This window comes from Aeromonas sp. FDAARGOS 1403 (genome assembly GCF_019047325.1).
GTDB classification, from domain to species: domain Bacteria; phylum Pseudomonadota; class Gammaproteobacteria; order Enterobacterales; family Aeromonadaceae; genus Aeromonas; species Aeromonas dhakensis.
Map to the genome: position 1 here is coordinate 4,764,160 of NZ_CP077249.1, position 16,373 is coordinate 4,780,532.

The following is a 16,373-nucleotide window of genomic DNA, read 5'->3' on the forward strand; positions in this document are numbered from 1 at the left end:
TGGCGATGAAAAAGTTACACACCCTGATCCTCGCCCCGGTCGCCATGGCGGTGCTGCTCAGCACCGCCGGTTGGGCCGCCGAGCAGCCCGCCCTCTCTGACCGCGCCTACCGCGCGGTCAACAAGGCGCAGGCACTGATCACCGAGAAGAAATATGGCGAGGCCAATGCCAAGCTGCAGGAGGCGCTGTCCGGCGCCGGCGAGCGGGTCTACGACAAGGGGGTCATTCTGCAGACCCTGGGCTTCGTGGCGGCGCAACAGGAGAAGTACGGTCAGGCGACCAAGTACTTTGCCGATGCCATCGCCACCGGCGGGCTGCCCCAGCCGGTGGCCCAGCAGGTGCGCTACAACCTGGCCCAGCTCTACATGGCGGAGGGGAACTTCAAGGCCTCCATCAGCACCATGAACCAGTGGTTCGCGAACCTCGGCAAGGACGAGAAGCCGACCCCGCACGCCTACATCACGCTGGCCAACGCCCATGTGCAGCTCAAGCAGTATCGGGAAGCCATTCCGGCGGTGGACAACGCGATCAAGCTCTCCGCGGGCAAGGCGCCGGAGTCCTGGTACCTGCTGAAGATGGCGGCCCACTACGAGCTGAAGCAGTACAAGCCGGCCACCGAGGTGCTGACCGCACTGGTCGACCGCTACCCGGAGAAGAAGAAGTACTGGACCCAGCTGTCGGCCATGCACATGCAGGCGGGCAACGATGCCAAGGCCCTGGCGGCGCTGGAAGGCGCCTACAACCTTGGCATGCTGACCGAAGCCAGCGAGCTGCAGCGCCTCGCCAACTACCTGGCCTTCGCCGGCATTCCCCACCGCGCCGCCCGCGTGATGGAGAAGGCGATGAAGGAAGGGACCATCGAGAGCAACGCAGCCAACTACAAGACCCTGGCCAACTACTGGCACCAGGCCAAGGAGCTGGACCCGGCCATCGACACCCTGGCCAAGTCCTACAAGCTGGCCCCCAGTGCCGATCTGCAGTTGAAGATGGCGCGCATGATGATCCAGAGCAAGCGCTACCAGGATCTGGTGGCCTTCGCCGCCAAGCCTGCCGCCAACGCCAGTGGCGAGCAGCGGGCGGATCTGAAGTTCCTGACCGGGGTTGCCTATTTTGAGCTGCAAAAGCCGAAGGAGGCACTCTCCGCCTTCACCCAGGCTGCCCAGAACGGCAACGTCAGTGGTCGCGCCTCCCCCTGGATCAGCTTCTTGAAAGAGCAGCAGGGCGGCGCCGTCACCCAGTAACCAAGCCGCGTGCCGACCGGGGCCATCCCTCGGCAAGGCACGCAACAACACTCGGCAGGACGGGCTCCCGCCCTGCCGATCAACAACAAGGGGATTACCCCGCAGATTGCCTTGGTGGCAATTGGCCGCTCCCCGGAGCGGTCTTTTTTATGCCCCTGCCTTTATTACCCCGCCATAAAAAATCCGGAGCCTGGGCTCCGGATTGGGTCATTGCCTTGCGAGAGAACAGGCCAGGCAGAGTGCCGGCCTGTCTCTCAAACGGTCATCAGTAACTGCACACCAGCTTCCAGCTGCCGTCGCCCGCTCTGAGCTCGCTGCTGGTACAGCAGCCTGGACAACTCAGTAGCTGCATACCAGTTTCCAGCTGCTATCGCCCGCTCTGAGCTCGCTGCTGGTGCGGCAACTTGGACAACTCAGTAGCTGCACACCAGCTTCCAGCTGCCATCGCCCGCCTTGGGCTCGCTGCTGGTCCACCAGTTGGCCTGCCAGACCGCCTTGTTGTTGGTCATACGATCACCGCCGTTGGCGTGATCCCCCTGCGGCCAGGTCGGATAGGCCTTGTAGGCGGCCGGGTTGACGTTCTGGCTGCTGCAGGTGCTACCGCCCGGGTTCTCACCGCCACCACTGCTGCCCAGCACGGCCTCCGGCAGGGTCGGGAACTCGGCCTTGAGACCCGCAGTCTGGGTGCCGCTGATGATGCGGATACCGCTCGGTACACCGGCGGCCGGCAGATAGTAGGTCATCGCCACTTCCACGTCGCTGCCAGGCGCCCACGCCTTCCAGGTCGGCAGCGTGAAGGCCGCCTTGTGGAAGTCCTTCTCGTTGGCGATGCCGTCGGAGTTCTGGTTGCCGCCGCTCTCCACCACTTTCAGCCCCATCCCGCTCTGGTCGGTGATGGTGTCGGAGGTGGAGGTGGGCACCAGGAACTCGATGCGGGTACCGCCCGGAATGGTCTGGGTCGAGTTGTTGGTGAGTTTCAGGGTCGGGTTGATCGGGTAGTTGGAATCCCCCTCCTTGAAGCCGGAGAGGCTCACCGCGATGTCGAGCTGGACGGTTGGCGCCGCCAGATCGTTCTGCCTGGTGTCGTACTTGGTCGCCTTGGCAAACTTGTCGTAGGCGAGCGTGGTCAGGGTATCCCCCATGCCGTACTCGTTCTTGGCCGGATCGAAAGCGTAGTCACCCGCCATCTCCCAGAACATGACCCCACCCAGGCCCCGCTTGATGATGTAGTCGAGCTTGTGGCCCATGGACTCTTCATCTTCGGTGGAGAGGAACACCTTCTTCTCTTCGTTCCACAGCCAAGGTGCCTGCGCCTTGTCATCGTAGTAACGCACGTACTTGCCCTGCATCACGTGAGCCGGGTTGTTGGGATCCAGACCCCAGGCCTGGCCGTAGCTCGGCATGGTGGTGATACCCAGGCTGGCGGCGTTCTCCAGGTTCTTGGCATGCCACATGGGCACGGCACCACCGCCGATCTCCTTGCCGTTCTTGTCGAGATCGTGCCAGATGTTGTCGATGCCGACCGCCCCGTTGCCGCACGGAATGGTGCTGCCACCGGTGCCCGGCTGACAATCGCTCTGGCTCGGCAGGGCTGCCTTGCCACCCAGACCGTGGGTGCCACCGCTGACCCCTTGCCAGCCGCGGGTGTAGTAAGGCACGCCCACGTTGATCTTGCCGGCCGCCAGGGCGCCACGGAAGTAGTGGGCAGACCAGGCCGCGTTGAGGTAGCCGATGCCGCCAAACTGGCTCTGGGTATAGACGCCCCAGTGAGCAAGTTCGGCATCCGCCTTGTTGTCGAACAGGGCGGCGTTGTGACCGACGAAGTTGTTCCAGGCGCCGTGGAAGTCGTAGGTCATCAGGTTGACGTAGTCGAGGTACTGGGTGACCTGGAAGTTCTCCATGCCGCGCAGCAGGTAGGCCGAGGCCGGCGAGGCGATGGTCAGCATGTACTTGCGGCCATCCTCGCTGCCGGCGCTGTCGAGCTTGCTGCGCAGGGTCTGCATCAGCACCTTGTAGTTGGCAAACAGCTTGCCGCGGCACTGGTTGGAGAGCGGGAAGTCGTTGGGGTTGCCCGCATCCTTCATGGAGGTGGGATACTCGTAGTCGACGTCGACCCCGTCAAAGCCGTACTGGCGGATGAAGCTCACCGCCGAGTTGGCAAAGGCGTTGATGCCGTCGGTGTTGACCGAGCAGTCACCCTTGGTGGTGGCGGTATAGAAGCCGCGGGTATCGGCCCAGCCCCCCACCGAGATCAGGGTCTTCACGTCCGGATACTGCTTCTTGTACTTGGACAGCAGGTTGAAGTGGCCCTGGTAGGCGAACTCCGGATCCATCTCGGCACCCGGCACCCCGTCCCAGGTCATCTTGGTCGCCGAGTCATCCACCTTGATGGTGTGGCTCTGCTCGTCCACCGCCGCGAAGGCGTAGTTGATGTGGGTGATCTTGTCCCAGGGAATGTCGCTCACCAGATAGGAGGGCAAGCCGTTCTTGCCGGTACGCCAGGAGGTGAAGTAACCGATGACCCGGCGGGCGTGATCATCCCCCATGCACTCGTAGCCATCCGGGCGGTAGATCTGACGAATGTCGCAGGAGAGGTTGCCGCCGGTGGGCGGCAGGGCGGCCTCTTCCACCTGCACGTCGACCTGGGCCGACTCGCCGCTCAGGTTCTCCTTGTCGGTCGCCACCAGCTTGAGGCCGGCCAGCCCCTTGCTCTGGGGCGTCCAGTTCACCTGCCAGGGGGCACTGGTGTCTTCACCCACTTTCTTGCCATCGACGAACAGCTCGACCTTGGCGACGTCGTCGTTGGCATCGGTGACGTTGCCGTTCACTGCCACGCTGCGACCCAGGGTCACCTTGGCGCCGGCGGCTGGGCTGCTGATGCTCACCTTGGGCGCCTCTGGCGCCACCACGGCGGCGACCTTGAAGCTGGAATCCGCTTCGCTCAGCACCTTGCCGTCTTTATCCAGCGCTCGCGCCTTGAGGGCGTGGGCGCCGACACCGGCGGCACGCCAGCTGCCGTTCCAGGGCGAGGCACTCGCCGTGGCGACCAGGGTGCCGTCGATGAGGTACTCGACCTTGACCAGCGCCGTCACCGGGCCGCTCAGGGTCACCGCCAGCGCGACGCTGGCCCCTTCGTTGACACTGGCGCCGGCAGCCGGCGAGCTGACAGCTACGCCGAGCGCCGGGGGCGGCACCTCGCCGCCATAGAGTTTCCAGGCATCCGCCCAGACGACCCCGACACCGGGCTCATAGTGATAGGGCGAGGCCCCGCACCAGCCGGAGTAGGGAAATTCTTTGCACTCATAGAGGTTGCCGACGTTGCTGACGATGTCGCCGGCCTTGTAGGCGGTACCGGCCTGATAGGCGGGATAAGCGGCCTGTGCCCAGGCGGGCATGGCAGCCAAAGCCACCAGCATGGCAAGCCTGCTGGGCCTTAGGATCTGTTGCATATTGTTATCTTCCTTGTTTTGTCTTGGCATTGGTCTCCAAGGCAAAGCACAAGCGCAACCTGCGTGATGGGCGCAGACAACTGGCAATGGACCTGCCACAAACGTCACCCTCACCCTGGGAAGCCCCGCTATCTGGATCGCTCGATCTGAAGACCGGAGGCATTGCGTCCCGGCGTCTCGGCCGGTTTGCCCTTTACCTGGGTTCCGTGAGGAACAAGCCGAGTATAGGAATCAACCAGCCGAGTCTCAATCTTCATTCTCGAGGAAAAATATGTGGATGCCAGCGGGATCACATTTTCGCCAATCGGATGAAATAACAAAATTGTCATTAGTTTCATGCTGTTAGCCAAGTCAAAAAAACCGGTATTGCCCTCATTTGTATCCCCGTAATGTGCGTTGGCTCACTGGTACGACATGCCAGAAATGTGACAATGCGCGCCCTTGGCCGATGCGCCAAGGCTATGGAAACACTGGCAAAAAATAAAAAAGGAACAGATATGAAAGGAACACGTACCCTGCTGTCGCTGGCCGTGGGGATTGCGCTCGCCTCCCCGTCCGTCTATGCCGCCGGCTTCAGCTGCCCGGCCGACAGCGACCTCACCCCGATCCCGGTCATTCAGGGCAGCGGTGACAAGAGCCCGCTCATTCCCGCCGACAAGTTCGAAAGCCCCCAGAGCGTCATGGTCAAGGCGGTGGTCTCGGGTCTGGGCGAGAGCCTCAACAAGGGGTTCTACCTGCTGGACGTGCAGGGCGACGGCAACCCCCAGACTTCGGACGGCATCTTCGTCTACCTCAACGACAAAAACTTCGCCAGCAAGTACCCGGACATCAAGCCGGGCGCCGAAGTCTGCCTGGAGGCCAAGGTCGAGGAGTATTACGGCCATACCCAGCTCAAGCCACTGACTGACAGCGGCACCCCGCGCCTGCAGGTGATCGCCCAGGGCACAGCCCCGGCCGCCATCCCGCTGCGGGTGCTGGAAAACGAGACCCTGGCCCGGGCACTGGAGCGCCACGAAGGGATGCGGGTACGCCTCGATGCCGACAGCGCGCTCAAAATCAGCCGCAACTTCAGCTATGACTACGCCGCCCGACGCAACAACCTGGTGCTCTCCCACCAGGCGCCGCTGATGAAGCCGACCCAGCTGCACGACGCCGACAGCAAGGCCGCCAAGGCGCTGGCCAAGGCCAACGCCGGCAACCGGGTGTTCCTCGAGTCGGACTTCAAGGCCGCCGACGGCAAACTGCCCTGGCTGCCGGCCTGGGAACCGGAACAGGGTTACCTGCGCATCGGCGATGCCCCGGTCAATCTGGACGCCATGGTGGGCTACAGCTACAACGAGTACCGGCTGATCGTGCCGCAGGATCAGGTGATCACCGCCGGCGATCTGCTGCGCACCAGCGACAACGACCGCCAGAGCGCCCCGGCCCGTGCCGACGGCACCGATCTGCGCGTCGGCAGCTTCAACGTGCTCAACTACTTCACCAGCCACTCCAGCGTGGGCGGTGCCCTCAACGTGCTGTGCAAGGATCAGGCGGATGCGGACAGCGCCAAGGGCTGCAACCGCGGCGCCAAGAACCTGGAGGACTTCCAGAAGCAGCGCGCCAAGATAGTCAACGCCATCACCGAGATGGATGCCGACCTGCTCGGCCTGATGGAGATGGAGAACAACGGCTTTGACAGCCACTCCGCCATCAGCGACCTGGTACAGACCCTCAACGCCCAGCAGAAAGAGGCGGGCAAGCAGTACGCCTTCGTCACCCTGCCCAAGGCGCTGCTGCAGGGCGAGCACTACTTCGGCGGCGACGCCATCATGGTGGCCATGCTCTACCGGCCGGCCAAGCTGACCCCGCAAGGGGACGCCAACGTCATCACCCTGCCGGTGCAGAAATACCTGGATGCCAAAGGGGTCGAGAAGCAGGCTTCCCAACGTGACTCCCTGGTGCAGACCTTCACCGTCGAGGGCAGCAAGGATCCGCTGACCCTGGTGGTCAACCACCTGAAATCCAAGGGCTCAGGCTGCCTGGAGAACCTGGACGGCAAGGAGCCGGCCGATCTGCAGGGCAAGTGCACCGAGTTCCGGGTCAGTGCCGCCAAGGTGCTGGGCGAGGCGGTGAGCAAGCTGCCCGGCCAGGTGCTGCTGGTGGGCGACTTCAACTCCTACGCCCGGGAAGATGCGATCCGGGTGCTGACCGACTATGTGCCGACCGACGGTCAGCGCAAGATTGTCTCTGCCTCCCAGACCTTCCTCGGCGACCAGGTCTTTGAGCAGACCGGCAGCGAAGTGGCCAAGAGCTACGGCCTGGTGGACATGAACGTCAAGTTCAACCAGGAGAAGGCCATCTCCTACAGCTACGAGGCCGAGCTCGGCACCCTGGACTATGCCCTCGCCAACCCGGCGCTGGCCGGCAAGGTGATCGCCGTGGCCGACTGGCACATCAACTCGTTCGAGAGCAACCTGTTCGAGTACGGCCGGGACTTCACCGGCGACATGATCAAATCGGACAATCCGTTCAGTGCCTCCGACCACGACCCCATCATCGTCGACCTCAAGCTTAAAGAGGAGAGCAACGGCGGTGGTGGTGCCATGGGCGCCCTGCTGCTGGCTCTGTTGCCGCTGGCCTGGCGTCGCCGCCACGGCTGATGACCCTTGCCATCAAGCCACAAGCCCGCAGCGATGCGGGCTTTTTTATGGATCGTCGGCACGACCGGTGAACGGAGCGCAAAACAAAAAGGCCACCGCAGTGCGGTGGCCTTTTCTACTTTCATTACGAAATATGGTGGAGCTACGCGGGATCGAACCGCGGACCTCTTGCATGCCATGCAAGCGCTCTCCCAGCTGAGCTATAACCCCGATGTGTATGAGTGACCTTGAGTCACTCTGAATTTGGTGGAGCTACGCGGGATCGAACCGCGGACCTCTTGCATGCCATGCAAGCGCTCTCCCAGCTGAGCTATAACCCCAAATTCGGTACTGAATGAATGGTTCTGGCGGCCAATCATCCTAAATAATGGTGGAGCTACGCGGGATCGAACCGCGGACCTCTTGCATGCCATGCAAGCGCTCTCCCAGCTGAGCTATAACCCCACAAAGGTCGGCCTGGGTGATACACACCGCACTGCCCTGGGTACTTCATTTCAATCAGGAACCTGGTGGAGCTACGCGGGATCGAACCGCGGACCTCTTGCATGCCATGCAAGCGCTCTCCCAGCTGAGCTATAACCCCTTGGATTCCAGATTGTTCGAGGAGAATTTGGTGGAGCTACGCGGGATCGAACCGCGGACCTCTTGCATGCCATGCAAGCGCTCTCCCAGCTGAGCTATAACCCCAACTCACCTCGGCGCTACCAAAGTTATCTCCGGCAACGGAGGCGCATGATAGGCACCGGCCGCTTTGCTGTCAACCCAAAAATAACAGCGATTCGCGCGTTTAGTCAAAATTCAAGCAGTTAGCCGGTTTAACCGGCAATGGCACAGCTATCTCGCTGTTTTATGTCACAAAACCGGCCCTTGACCAAAAACAAAGGGCCCCGCACGGGAGCCCTTTTTCAAGCGATGGTTGGCGCTTATTCGGCGGCCATGCGCGCTTCGATATACGCCAGAGCGCGATCGATACGGGCGAGCACCCGCTCCTTGCCCACCAGCGCCATCACGGCATCGATGGCAGGGGACTGACCCAGCCCGGTGACGGCTACGCGCAGCGGCATGCCGACCTTGCCCATGCCCTGACCCAGCTCGGCAGCAGTGGCTTCAATCAGCTCGTGCAGCGCTTCGGTGGTCCAGGTTTCCAGGGCAGCCAGCTTGGCCTTGGCCAGGGTGAGCGGCTCGGCGGCAACGCCGCGCAGGTGCTTCTTGGCTGCCGCTTCGTCGATCGCCTCGTACTCTTCAAACAGGTAGCGGCTCTGGGCGGCCATCTCGACCAGGGTGTTGCAGCGCTCGGCCAGCAGGGTCACCACGTCGGCCAGTGCCGGGCCCTTGCTGGTGTCGATCTGCTGGTGTTCCATGTGCCAGGCCAGATGCTTGGCAACATAGGTCGGATCCAGGCTACGCATGTAGTGGTTGTTCAGCCACAGCAGCTTGTCGGTGTTGAAGGCGGAGGCAGACTTGGAGATGGCGTCCAGGCTGAACAGCTTTATCATCTCGTCCAGGCTGAAGATCTCCTGATCGCCGTGGGACCAGCCCAGACGCACCAGATAGTTCAGCAGCGCTTCCGGCAGGTAGCCGTCGTCGCGGTACTGCATCACGGAGACAGCACCGTGGCGCTTGGAGAGCTTGGCGCCGTCGTCACCCAGGATCATGGAGACGTGGGCAAACTCTGGCACCGGTGCGTTCAGCGCCTTGTAGATGTTGATCTGGCGCGGGGTGTTGTTGATGTGGTCTTCGCCACGCACCACGTGGGTGATCTCCATGTCCCAGTCATCGACCACCACGCAGAAGTTGTAGGTCGGCGCGCCGTCGGTACGGCGGATGATCAGATCGTCGAGCTCGGTGTTGGCGAACTCGATGCGGCCACGGACGTGGTCATCGAACACCACGGAGCCTTCGGTCGGGTTGCGGAAGCGGATGACGTGGGGTGCATCGGCCGGGTGATCGTGGGCGTGGTCGCGGCACTTGCCGTCATAGCGGGGCTTCTCGCCGTTGGCCATCTGGCCTTCGCGCAGCGCTTCCAGCCGCTCCTTGGAGCAGTAGCACTTGTAGGCGCGGCCATCGGCCAGCATCTCGTCGATCAGGCCGTTGTAGCGATCGAAGCGCTTGGTCTGGTAGTAGGGGCCCTCATCCCAGTTCAGCTCCAGCCATTCCATGCCCTCAATGATGGCGTCGATGGCCTCCTGAGTGGAACGTTCCAGGTCGGTATCCTCAATACGCAGCACGAACTCACCGCCCTGGTTCTTTGCAAACAACCAGGAATAGAGTGCGGTACGGGCACCGCCGACATGCAAAAAGCCGGTCGGGCTGGGAGCAAAACGGGTTTTGACTTTCATCTTTAAGCCTTGTGTAGAGGGCCTTGGGCCAATTCGTTAAAAAAACCGTCGCATTTTAGCACCGACAGTGACGGATGGGAAAACCATGGCGCTGCCACGAGCCAAAGTAGGGGGAACAAAGCACCGGTCCGCCCCCTTGCCACCTGATGTTTGAAGGGGATCGCAAAACAAAATCCCCGTTTCCTATTTGCTATGCAAAGTGTTGGAGAGCTGCCTCCTCCGGCCGATATTCAAATAACGCTCACCAACAAGGAAGAGACGATGCAGTTCCGTTCTATCCAGAATCGCATTCTGGTGATGGCCGGGATCGCCATGACCGCCGCCCTGGTCATCCTGATCCTGCTCAACCAGTACTCGGGTCAACAGACCCAAAAGCTGACCATCAGCTCCAGCCGCGCCGCCCTGCAGCAGGAGGCCTGGCAGAAGGTCAGCGCCAACGCCCGTGCCGAGGCCGCTACCATCACCCAGCTGCTGCAAAAGGGGCTCTCCTATACCCAGCAGATGGCCAGCGCCCTCGCCCTGCAGCAGGAGGGCAAGCTGCCGCTGGATCGCCAGCAGGCCACCGACCTGCTCAAGGCCCAGCTCGCCCTCGAACCCCAGCTCTACGGTGCCTTCGCCGGCTTCGAGTCCAACGGCTTCGACGGCCAGGACGCCAGCTTTGCCGGCCAGACGGCGCTGGGCAGCGACAGCAAGGGGCGCTTCGTCCCCTACTTCTATCGTGACAAGGATCAGGTCGGCACCGATTTGCTGCTCTCCATCGAGAAGAGCGATCCGGATGAATTCGGCAATCCGGCCAACGACTACTACGCCTGCCCGAAACGGGAGGGACGTTCCTGCCTCATCGACCCCTTCAAGGTGGACATCAACGGCCAGCAGGTGCTGGTGAGCACCATCACCACCCCCATCATGGTGGGCGGCCAGTTCAAAGGGATAGCCGCCCTCGATCTGGCGGTGGACTCCATCAGCCGTCAGGCCCAGTCCCTCAACAGCAACATCTATGACGGCAAGGGCGAGACCCTGATCGTCAGCGCCGCCGGCGTCATCACCGGCACCAGCGGGGATGCCAGCCTGCTCGGCAGTCGCGCCGACAAACTGCTCGGCAACGGCTGGCAGCAGTACCTCAAACCCGAGGTACAGCGCCAGGAGCTCGACGATGCGTTCCGGATCTCGGTGCCCATCACGGTGCCGGGCATGAGCCGCAACTGGGCCATCATCGTCACCCTGCCCTACAAGGTGGTGTTGGCCGGAGCCGACCAGCTGGAAACCCAGCTGAGCGACATGAACCGGGCCGCCATGACCCAGCAACTGGTGGGCGCCGTCGTCGTGCTGGTGCTGGCGCTGGCCACCATGCTGGTCATTGCCCGCAGCATCACAGGCCCCATCCGCCAGATGGTGAGCCTGGTGGATGACATCGCCGATGGCGAGGGGGATCTCACCAAGCGGCTCAATACCCAGTCCCAGGATGAATTGGGGGATTTGGCCAAGGGCATCAACCGCTTCATCGACAAGCTGCAGGTGCTGCTGGGGGATGTGCTCAAGACCGCCAGCGAGGTGAACCGTCACGCCGGCGACACCGACCGCATCGCCGGCCAGACCGACAACAACCTGCAGCACCACCAGGCAGAGATGGAGCAGATGCTGACCGCGGTGCAGGAGATGTCCTACGTCAGCCAGGAGGTGGCGACCCACGCCAACAACACCGCCGACTCCGCCAAACAGGCTCAGGGTGCGGCGGATCAGGGCAAGGTGCGCTTCCAGCAGGTGATCCAGTCGATGCACAAGGTGGCCGCCGAAGCTGGCAAGGGCGCCGAGGTGGTGGAAGGGCTGGCTCACGACAGCGAGCAGATCACCAGCATCCTCACCGTCATTCAGGGGATCGCCGATCAGACCAACCTGCTGGCGCTCAACGCCGCCATCGAGGCAGCCCGGGCCGGCGAGCAGGGCCGCGGCTTTGCGGTGGTGGCCGACGAGGTGCGCAAGCTGGCGGGCAACACCCAGCAAGCGGTGCAGAATACCCAGGAGCTGATCGAGAAGATCCGCCACAGCTCGGCCAACGCGGTCAACGCCATCAACCAGAGCCAGCAGCTGACCCATCAGGCGGTGGGGGAAGCAGATCTGGCGGAAGAGGCGCTCGGCAGCATCTATCAGGCCATCTCCACCATCAACGACATGACCTACCAGATCGCCTCCGCCGCCGAGGAGCAGAGCTCGGTTTCCGAGACCGTCTCCGGCAATCTGTCAAAAACCAACGCACTGGCCAACGACATCGCCCAGGATGCCACCGAGACGGCCAAAGCCAGCCAGGCATTGCGTCAGGCGGCCGAGCGTTTACAGCAATTGTTGGGACAATTTCGTCTCAGCTGATAATTTTCACGGTCAGGACTCTCCCCCTCGGGGGCGAGTCCGTTTACCATAGGCACGAATTTGCCTGATGGCAGGCAATGTAGTGAGAGGTAAATGCCGTGCCCACCCCGGACCGTCGCCCCCGTGGCCACAACAGACGAGCCCAGCAGCGTCGCCAAGACGAATCACAAGGATCCCTGCTCCATCGTATCAATGCCGCTACCCTGCCCCTGCGCCAACGCATCGGCCAGGGCATGAGCGGACTTGGCCAACGCGGCCAGGAACCCAGGACTGGCAAGTTCAAACTGGCCAGCCCGCTGCCCCGCAAGCACACCATAGGGCTGCTGATCCTGATCCCGCTCTGGCTGCTGGTACTGGCCTGGGAACCCGCCCCGACCGAACCCAAGGCGGCGCCGTCCGGTTCGCTGACGGTACCCATCGCCGTGCCGGCCCAGGCCCTCACCGTGGGCAACGGCGCCAGCGGTAATACCCCCGCCGCGGCCAAACCGGTGGAAGAGAAGGTCAACGGCACCTGGCTGCAACACGATGTGCAGGCCGGTGAAACCCTCTACTCCATCTTCCGCAAGTTCGAGCTGCCGGGCGCCGAGCTGAGCCGCCTCATTGCCATTGAAGGGCCTGATCGCCCGCTGACCCGCCTGCAGTCCGGTCGAGCCATCTTCATCCTGGTGGACGACACCCGCCGCATCCAGCGGGTCGAGATCCGCTCCTACGGTCAGGCCATCTATCGCTATGACCGACAGGGAGAAGGGTTCGCCCTCAAGGAGTGATGAAACGGGAGGCCTGGCGCCTCCCGATTTTTGACCGGTTCCCGTGAAACAAGCTACTGACTTCACAATATTTTTAGCTTGCTCAAAAAATGAAAAGTGCCAAATTGACAAGGGATCGTGCTCACGTACAATCGTTTGTGCTTTAGACAGGGATTGTGCTACATGCTACTGGGACAAATTGACGTGGTCAGTCATGCTTCAACCCCTGCTTTCTAGGCAAATGCTGCCCAACCAGGCTTAGTTTCATTTTGTTATAGATAGGACTTACCACATGTCTGACATTCGCACCGGCCAAGTAAAATGGTTCAATGAGACCAAGGGTTTTGGCTTTATCGAGCAATCCCAGGGACCGGACGTTTTCGTTCACTTCTCCTCCATCCAGAGCGCCGGTTTCAAGACCCTGGCTGAAGGTCAAAAAGTACAGTTCACTGTGACCCAGGGCAAAAAAGGTCCTCAGGCTGAGAACGTTACCGTTATCTAAGCCAGCGCCAGTGAGCCGGTAGGAGGAGCCATCGCCCCTCCTATTTTTTTGCCTGCCATTTCTCCTTCCCCGCCACGATCATCAACCTGCCCGCAGCAGCAACAGCCCTTCCCGCCCTTGTGTACGACACGAGTACAGCAAACATGGATCTGATCTGGCTGAACGCCGGATACGACAAATCATCGCAGCGCGATGTAATGGGCAATTCAAATGGATGGTGAGGACTTCCAAGAGAGATTGGAGCGGGAAACGAGACTCGAACTCGCAACTCCAGCCTTGGCAAGCGCGGATCATGCTCTACCAACTGAATGTGGCAGTGATTGTATGGAGAAACTGGATCTGTGAGCTTGGGGGGAGAGATTGAATTTGAAGAGAGATTGGAGCGGGAAACGAGACTCGAACTCGCGACCCCGACCTTGGCAAGCGCGGATCATGCTCTACCAACTGAATGTGGCAGCGATTGTATTGAGAAACTGGATTCGTGAGCTTGGGGGGAGAGATATTGAATTTGAAGAAAGATTGGAGCGGGAAACGAGACTCGAACTCGCGACCCCGACCTTGGCAAGGTCGTGCTCTACCAACTGAGCTATTCCCGCAACAGGATGTCATTTGCAAGTGATTGGAGCGGGAAACGAGACTCGAACTCGCGACCCCGACCTTGGCAAGGTCGTGCTCTACCAACTGAGCTATTCCCGCAACGGAATGTCACTTACAAATTTTTGGAGCGGGAAACGAGACTCGAACTCGCGACCCCGACCTTGGCAAGGTCGTGCTCTACCAACTGAGCTATTCCCGCAACAGGATGTCATCTGCAAGTGATTGGAGCGGGAAACGAGACTCGAACTCGCGACCCCGACCTTGGCAAGGTCGTGCTCTACCAACTGAGCTATTCCCGCATCGGAATATCACTTACAAATTTTTGGAGCGGGAAACGAGACTCGAACTCGCGACCCCGACCTTGGCAAGGTCGTGCTCTACCAACTGAGCTATTCCCGCAACATTAGGTTGTCTTGAGGCTGGCTGATGATTGGAGCGGGAAACGAGACTCGAACTCGCGACCCCGACCTTGGCAAGGTCGTGCTCTACCAACTGAGCTATTCCCGCATCGGGCTGGTTTGCACCAGTGTCATCATCAGATTTTGGAGCGGGAAACGAGACTCGAACTCGCGACCCCGACCTTGGCAAGGTCGTGCTCTACCAACTGAGCTATTCCCGCAACTGCCTTAAAACAGGCCGTACAGCATTTGGTTGCTTGCGCTACTGTACGGGAGCCGAATTATAAGAGCAGTCATTCCAATTGCAAGGGCTTTTTTGTCTGGTTGCGCGCGTTCGCTCAAAAGCTGGTCGAACTGTCGATTTTAGCAACCAGAGCGGGGCAATCCCTTGCCTGGGCGTCAGATCTTGAAGACGTGGCTGCGGTAAAACTGCAGTTCGGCAATGGATTCGCGGATGTCGTCCAGCGCCTGGTGGGTACCGCTCTTCTTGAACTGATCCAGCAGCTCCGGCTGCCAGCGGCGTACCAGCTCCTTGATGGTACTGACATCGACGTTGCGATAGTGGAAGAAGGCTTCCAGATCGCTCATGTGCTTGACCATGAAGCGGCGATCCTGGCCGATGCTGTTGCCGCACAGCGGGCTGGTGCGCTCCGGCACCCACAGGCGAATGAACTCGAGGGTCTCGGCGACGGCTTTCGCCTCGTCGTGCTGGCTCGCCTTGACCCGGGCCACCAGACCGCTCTTGGTGTGGGTGTTGACGTTCCAGTCGTCCATCTTGGCCAGCTCTTCGTCGCTCTGGTGAATGGCGATGACCGGCCCTTCGGCCAGCACGTTCAGATCCTTGTCGGTGACTATGGTGGCAATCTCCAGTACCACGTTTTCTTCAGGGTCAAGGCCCGTCATCTCCATGTCGATCCATACCAGGTTCTGCGCGCTGACTGTCATGATTGCTCTCTCTATTGGGAGGAATGGCGGAATTTTGCCAATTTGCATGTATCATACTGGCTTTGGATCTGTTCATAAACTGGCGAATCGAGTGGCAAAGAAAGCAAAACTCAATCTGGGTCAACAAAGGCGCGTCCAGGCCAACCGCGAGCGTCGGCTGCAAAAAGAGCACACCACAGAGGTGGATGACACCCTGTTCGGGCCGGCCATCGAAGGGGTGGTGATCAGCCGTTTTGGTCAGCACGCAGACGTCGAGGCGAGCGATGGCACCATCCACCGCAGCAACCTGCGGCGCAGCAGCATCAGCAGCCTGGTGTGCGGCGACAAGGTGGTGTGGCGTCCCGGCCTCAATGCCGCGACCGCCGGCGTCATCGAGGCGGTGCACCCGCGTCACTCGGTGCTGACCCGGCCGGACTTCTACGACGGGGTCAAACCCATCGCCGCCAACATCGACCAGATCATCATCGTCTCGGCGGTGATGCCCGAGTTCTCCACCAACATCGTCGACCGCTATCTGGTGGCCGCCGAGGATGTGGAGATCCGCCCCCTGATCGTGCTGAACAAGGTTGACATGCTCGATGATGCCGCCCGCGCCCGCATCGAGCGCCAGCTCGAAACCTACCGCAAGCTCAATTACGAGGTGCTGCTGGTGAGCTGCGAGAGCGGCGAAGGGCTCGATGAGCTGAAAGCCGCCCTGACCGACAAGATCAGCATCTTCGTCGGCCAGTCCGGGGTCGGCAAGTCGTCGCTCACCAATGCCCTGATGCCGGGGCTGGATGTGCTCACCGGCGAGATCTCCGAGAACTCGGGGCTCGGCCAGCACACCACCACCACGGCGCGGCTCTACCACTTCCCGAGCGGCGGCGATCTCATCGACTCCCCCGGGATCCGCGAGTTCGCCCTCTGGCATCTGGAGGCCGACCGCATCACCTGGTGCTTCGTCGAGTTCCGCGATTATCTGGGCGGTTGCAAGTTCCGCGACTGCACCCACAAGGACGATCCCGGCTGCGCCCTGCGCGCCGCGGTTGAAGCGGGCGCCATCAGCGCCGATCGCTTCCACAACTATCACCGCATCCTGGAAACCATGCAGGAAGCCCGTCACGGTCGCCAACAGGCACGCCTGTGACCCTGTTTAACCTACGTTGATGAT

At 61.3% G+C, this 16,373-nt stretch carries 9 protein-coding genes, 12 tRNA genes and 1 riboswitch; of the genes, 6 read left to right on the plus strand and 15 right to left on the minus strand.

All coding sequences use genetic code 11. The features are described from left to right. Positions 1-5 precede the first annotated feature (5 nt). The gene (locus tag I6L33_RS21755) at positions 6-1,241 is read left to right on the plus strand and encodes a lipopolysaccharide assembly protein LapB (protein ID WP_216973337.1); all 1,236 of its coding nucleotides are present in this window, start codon (positions 6-8) and stop codon (positions 1,239-1,241) included. 413 nt (positions 1,242-1,654) lie between these two features. Here I6L33_RS21755 and I6L33_RS21760 read toward each other — a convergent pair whose 3' ends face one another. Then, a complete protein-coding gene (locus I6L33_RS21760) occupies positions 1,655-4,657 on the minus strand; it encodes a glycosyl hydrolase family 18 protein (RefSeq protein ID WP_216974155.1) in 3,003 nt (1,000 codons plus the stop codon). Between the two features lie 148 nt (positions 4,658-4,805). Then, a riboswitch (cyclic di-GMP riboswitch) is annotated at positions 4,806-4,891 on the minus strand. A gap of 296 nt (positions 4,892-5,187) precedes the next feature. On the opposite strand from I6L33_RS21760, the gene I6L33_RS21765 reads away from it, so the two are divergent. After that, the gene (locus I6L33_RS21765; protein ID WP_216973338.1) at positions 5,188-7,332 is read left to right on the plus strand and encodes an ExeM/NucH family extracellular endonuclease; all 2,145 of its coding nucleotides are present in this window, start codon (positions 5,188-5,190) and stop codon (positions 7,330-7,332) included. 134 nt (positions 7,333-7,466) lie between these two features. Here I6L33_RS21765 and I6L33_RS21770 read toward each other — a convergent pair. The 6 genes from I6L33_RS21770 to gltX form a co-directional block, all read right to left on the minus strand. Then, positions 7,467-7,542, minus strand: a tRNA-Ala gene (locus tag I6L33_RS21770). A gap of 34 nt (positions 7,543-7,576) precedes the next feature. Next, positions 7,577-7,652: transfer RNA gene (locus I6L33_RS21775), tRNA-Ala, on the minus strand. Between the two features lie 48 nt (positions 7,653-7,700). Beyond that, a tRNA-Ala gene (locus I6L33_RS21780) sits at positions 7,701-7,776 on the minus strand. A 63-nt stretch (positions 7,777-7,839) separates the two neighbouring features. Beyond that, positions 7,840-7,915, minus strand: a tRNA-Ala gene (locus I6L33_RS21785). Positions 7,916-7,943: 28 nt separating this feature from the next. Next, a tRNA-Ala gene (locus I6L33_RS21790) sits at positions 7,944-8,019 on the minus strand. Between the two features lie 236 nt (positions 8,020-8,255). Then, entirely contained in the window at positions 8,256-9,671 is a 1,416-nt protein-coding gene (gene gltX / locus I6L33_RS21795; RefSeq protein WP_216973339.1) for a glutamate--tRNA ligase, read from the minus strand. A gap of 261 nt (positions 9,672-9,932) precedes the next feature. Here gltX and I6L33_RS21800 point away from each other — a divergent pair, with 261 nt between their 5' ends. From I6L33_RS21800 to I6L33_RS21810, 3 genes are all read left to right on the plus strand, one after another. After that, on the plus strand, positions 9,933-12,035 hold the full coding sequence (locus I6L33_RS21800) for a methyl-accepting chemotaxis protein (protein ID WP_216973340.1): 2,103 nt from the start codon (positions 9,933-9,935) through the stop codon (positions 12,033-12,035). Positions 12,036-12,133: 98 nt separating this feature from the next. Then, complete coding sequence (locus I6L33_RS21805; protein WP_043170351.1) at positions 12,134-12,802, plus strand: LysM-like peptidoglycan-binding domain-containing protein; 669 nt, start codon at positions 12,134-12,136, stop codon at positions 12,800-12,802. A 271-nt stretch (positions 12,803-13,073) separates the two neighbouring features. Next, positions 13,074-13,283 carry a cold-shock protein gene (locus tag I6L33_RS21810; RefSeq protein WP_005297820.1) on the plus strand — a complete coding sequence of 70 codons (210 nt, stop codon included), beginning with the start codon at positions 13,074-13,076 and terminating at the stop codon, positions 13,281-13,283. Positions 13,284-13,803: 520 nt separating this feature from the next. Here I6L33_RS21810 and I6L33_RS21815 read toward each other — a convergent pair. The 8 genes from I6L33_RS21815 to orn form a co-directional block, all read right to left on the minus strand. Beyond that, a tRNA-Gly gene (locus I6L33_RS21815) sits at positions 13,804-13,879 on the minus strand. Positions 13,880-13,903: 24 nt separating this feature from the next. Further along, positions 13,904-13,979 (minus strand) — tRNA-Gly (locus I6L33_RS21820). A gap of 24 nt (positions 13,980-14,003) precedes the next feature. Then, positions 14,004-14,079: transfer RNA gene (locus tag I6L33_RS21825), tRNA-Gly, on the minus strand. Positions 14,080-14,103: 24 nt separating this feature from the next. Next, positions 14,104-14,179: transfer RNA gene (locus I6L33_RS21830), tRNA-Gly, on the minus strand. Between the two features lie 24 nt (positions 14,180-14,203). Then, positions 14,204-14,279, minus strand: a tRNA-Gly gene (locus I6L33_RS21835). A 32-nt stretch (positions 14,280-14,311) separates the two neighbouring features. After that, positions 14,312-14,387, minus strand: a tRNA-Gly gene (locus I6L33_RS21840). A gap of 36 nt (positions 14,388-14,423) precedes the next feature. Beyond that, a tRNA-Gly gene (locus I6L33_RS21845) sits at positions 14,424-14,499 on the minus strand. A gap of 178 nt (positions 14,500-14,677) precedes the next feature. Further along, a complete protein-coding gene (gene orn, locus I6L33_RS21850; RefSeq protein WP_139431690.1) occupies positions 14,678-15,223 on the minus strand; it encodes an oligoribonuclease in 546 nt (181 codons plus the stop codon). A gap of 91 nt (positions 15,224-15,314) precedes the next feature. Between orn and rsgA the strand changes: the two genes are divergently transcribed. Beyond that, a complete protein-coding gene (rsgA, locus tag I6L33_RS21855) occupies positions 15,315-16,349 on the plus strand; it encodes a small ribosomal subunit biogenesis GTPase RsgA (RefSeq protein ID WP_041202860.1) in 1,035 nt (344 codons plus the stop codon). Positions 16,350-16,373: the final 24 nt, after the last annotated feature.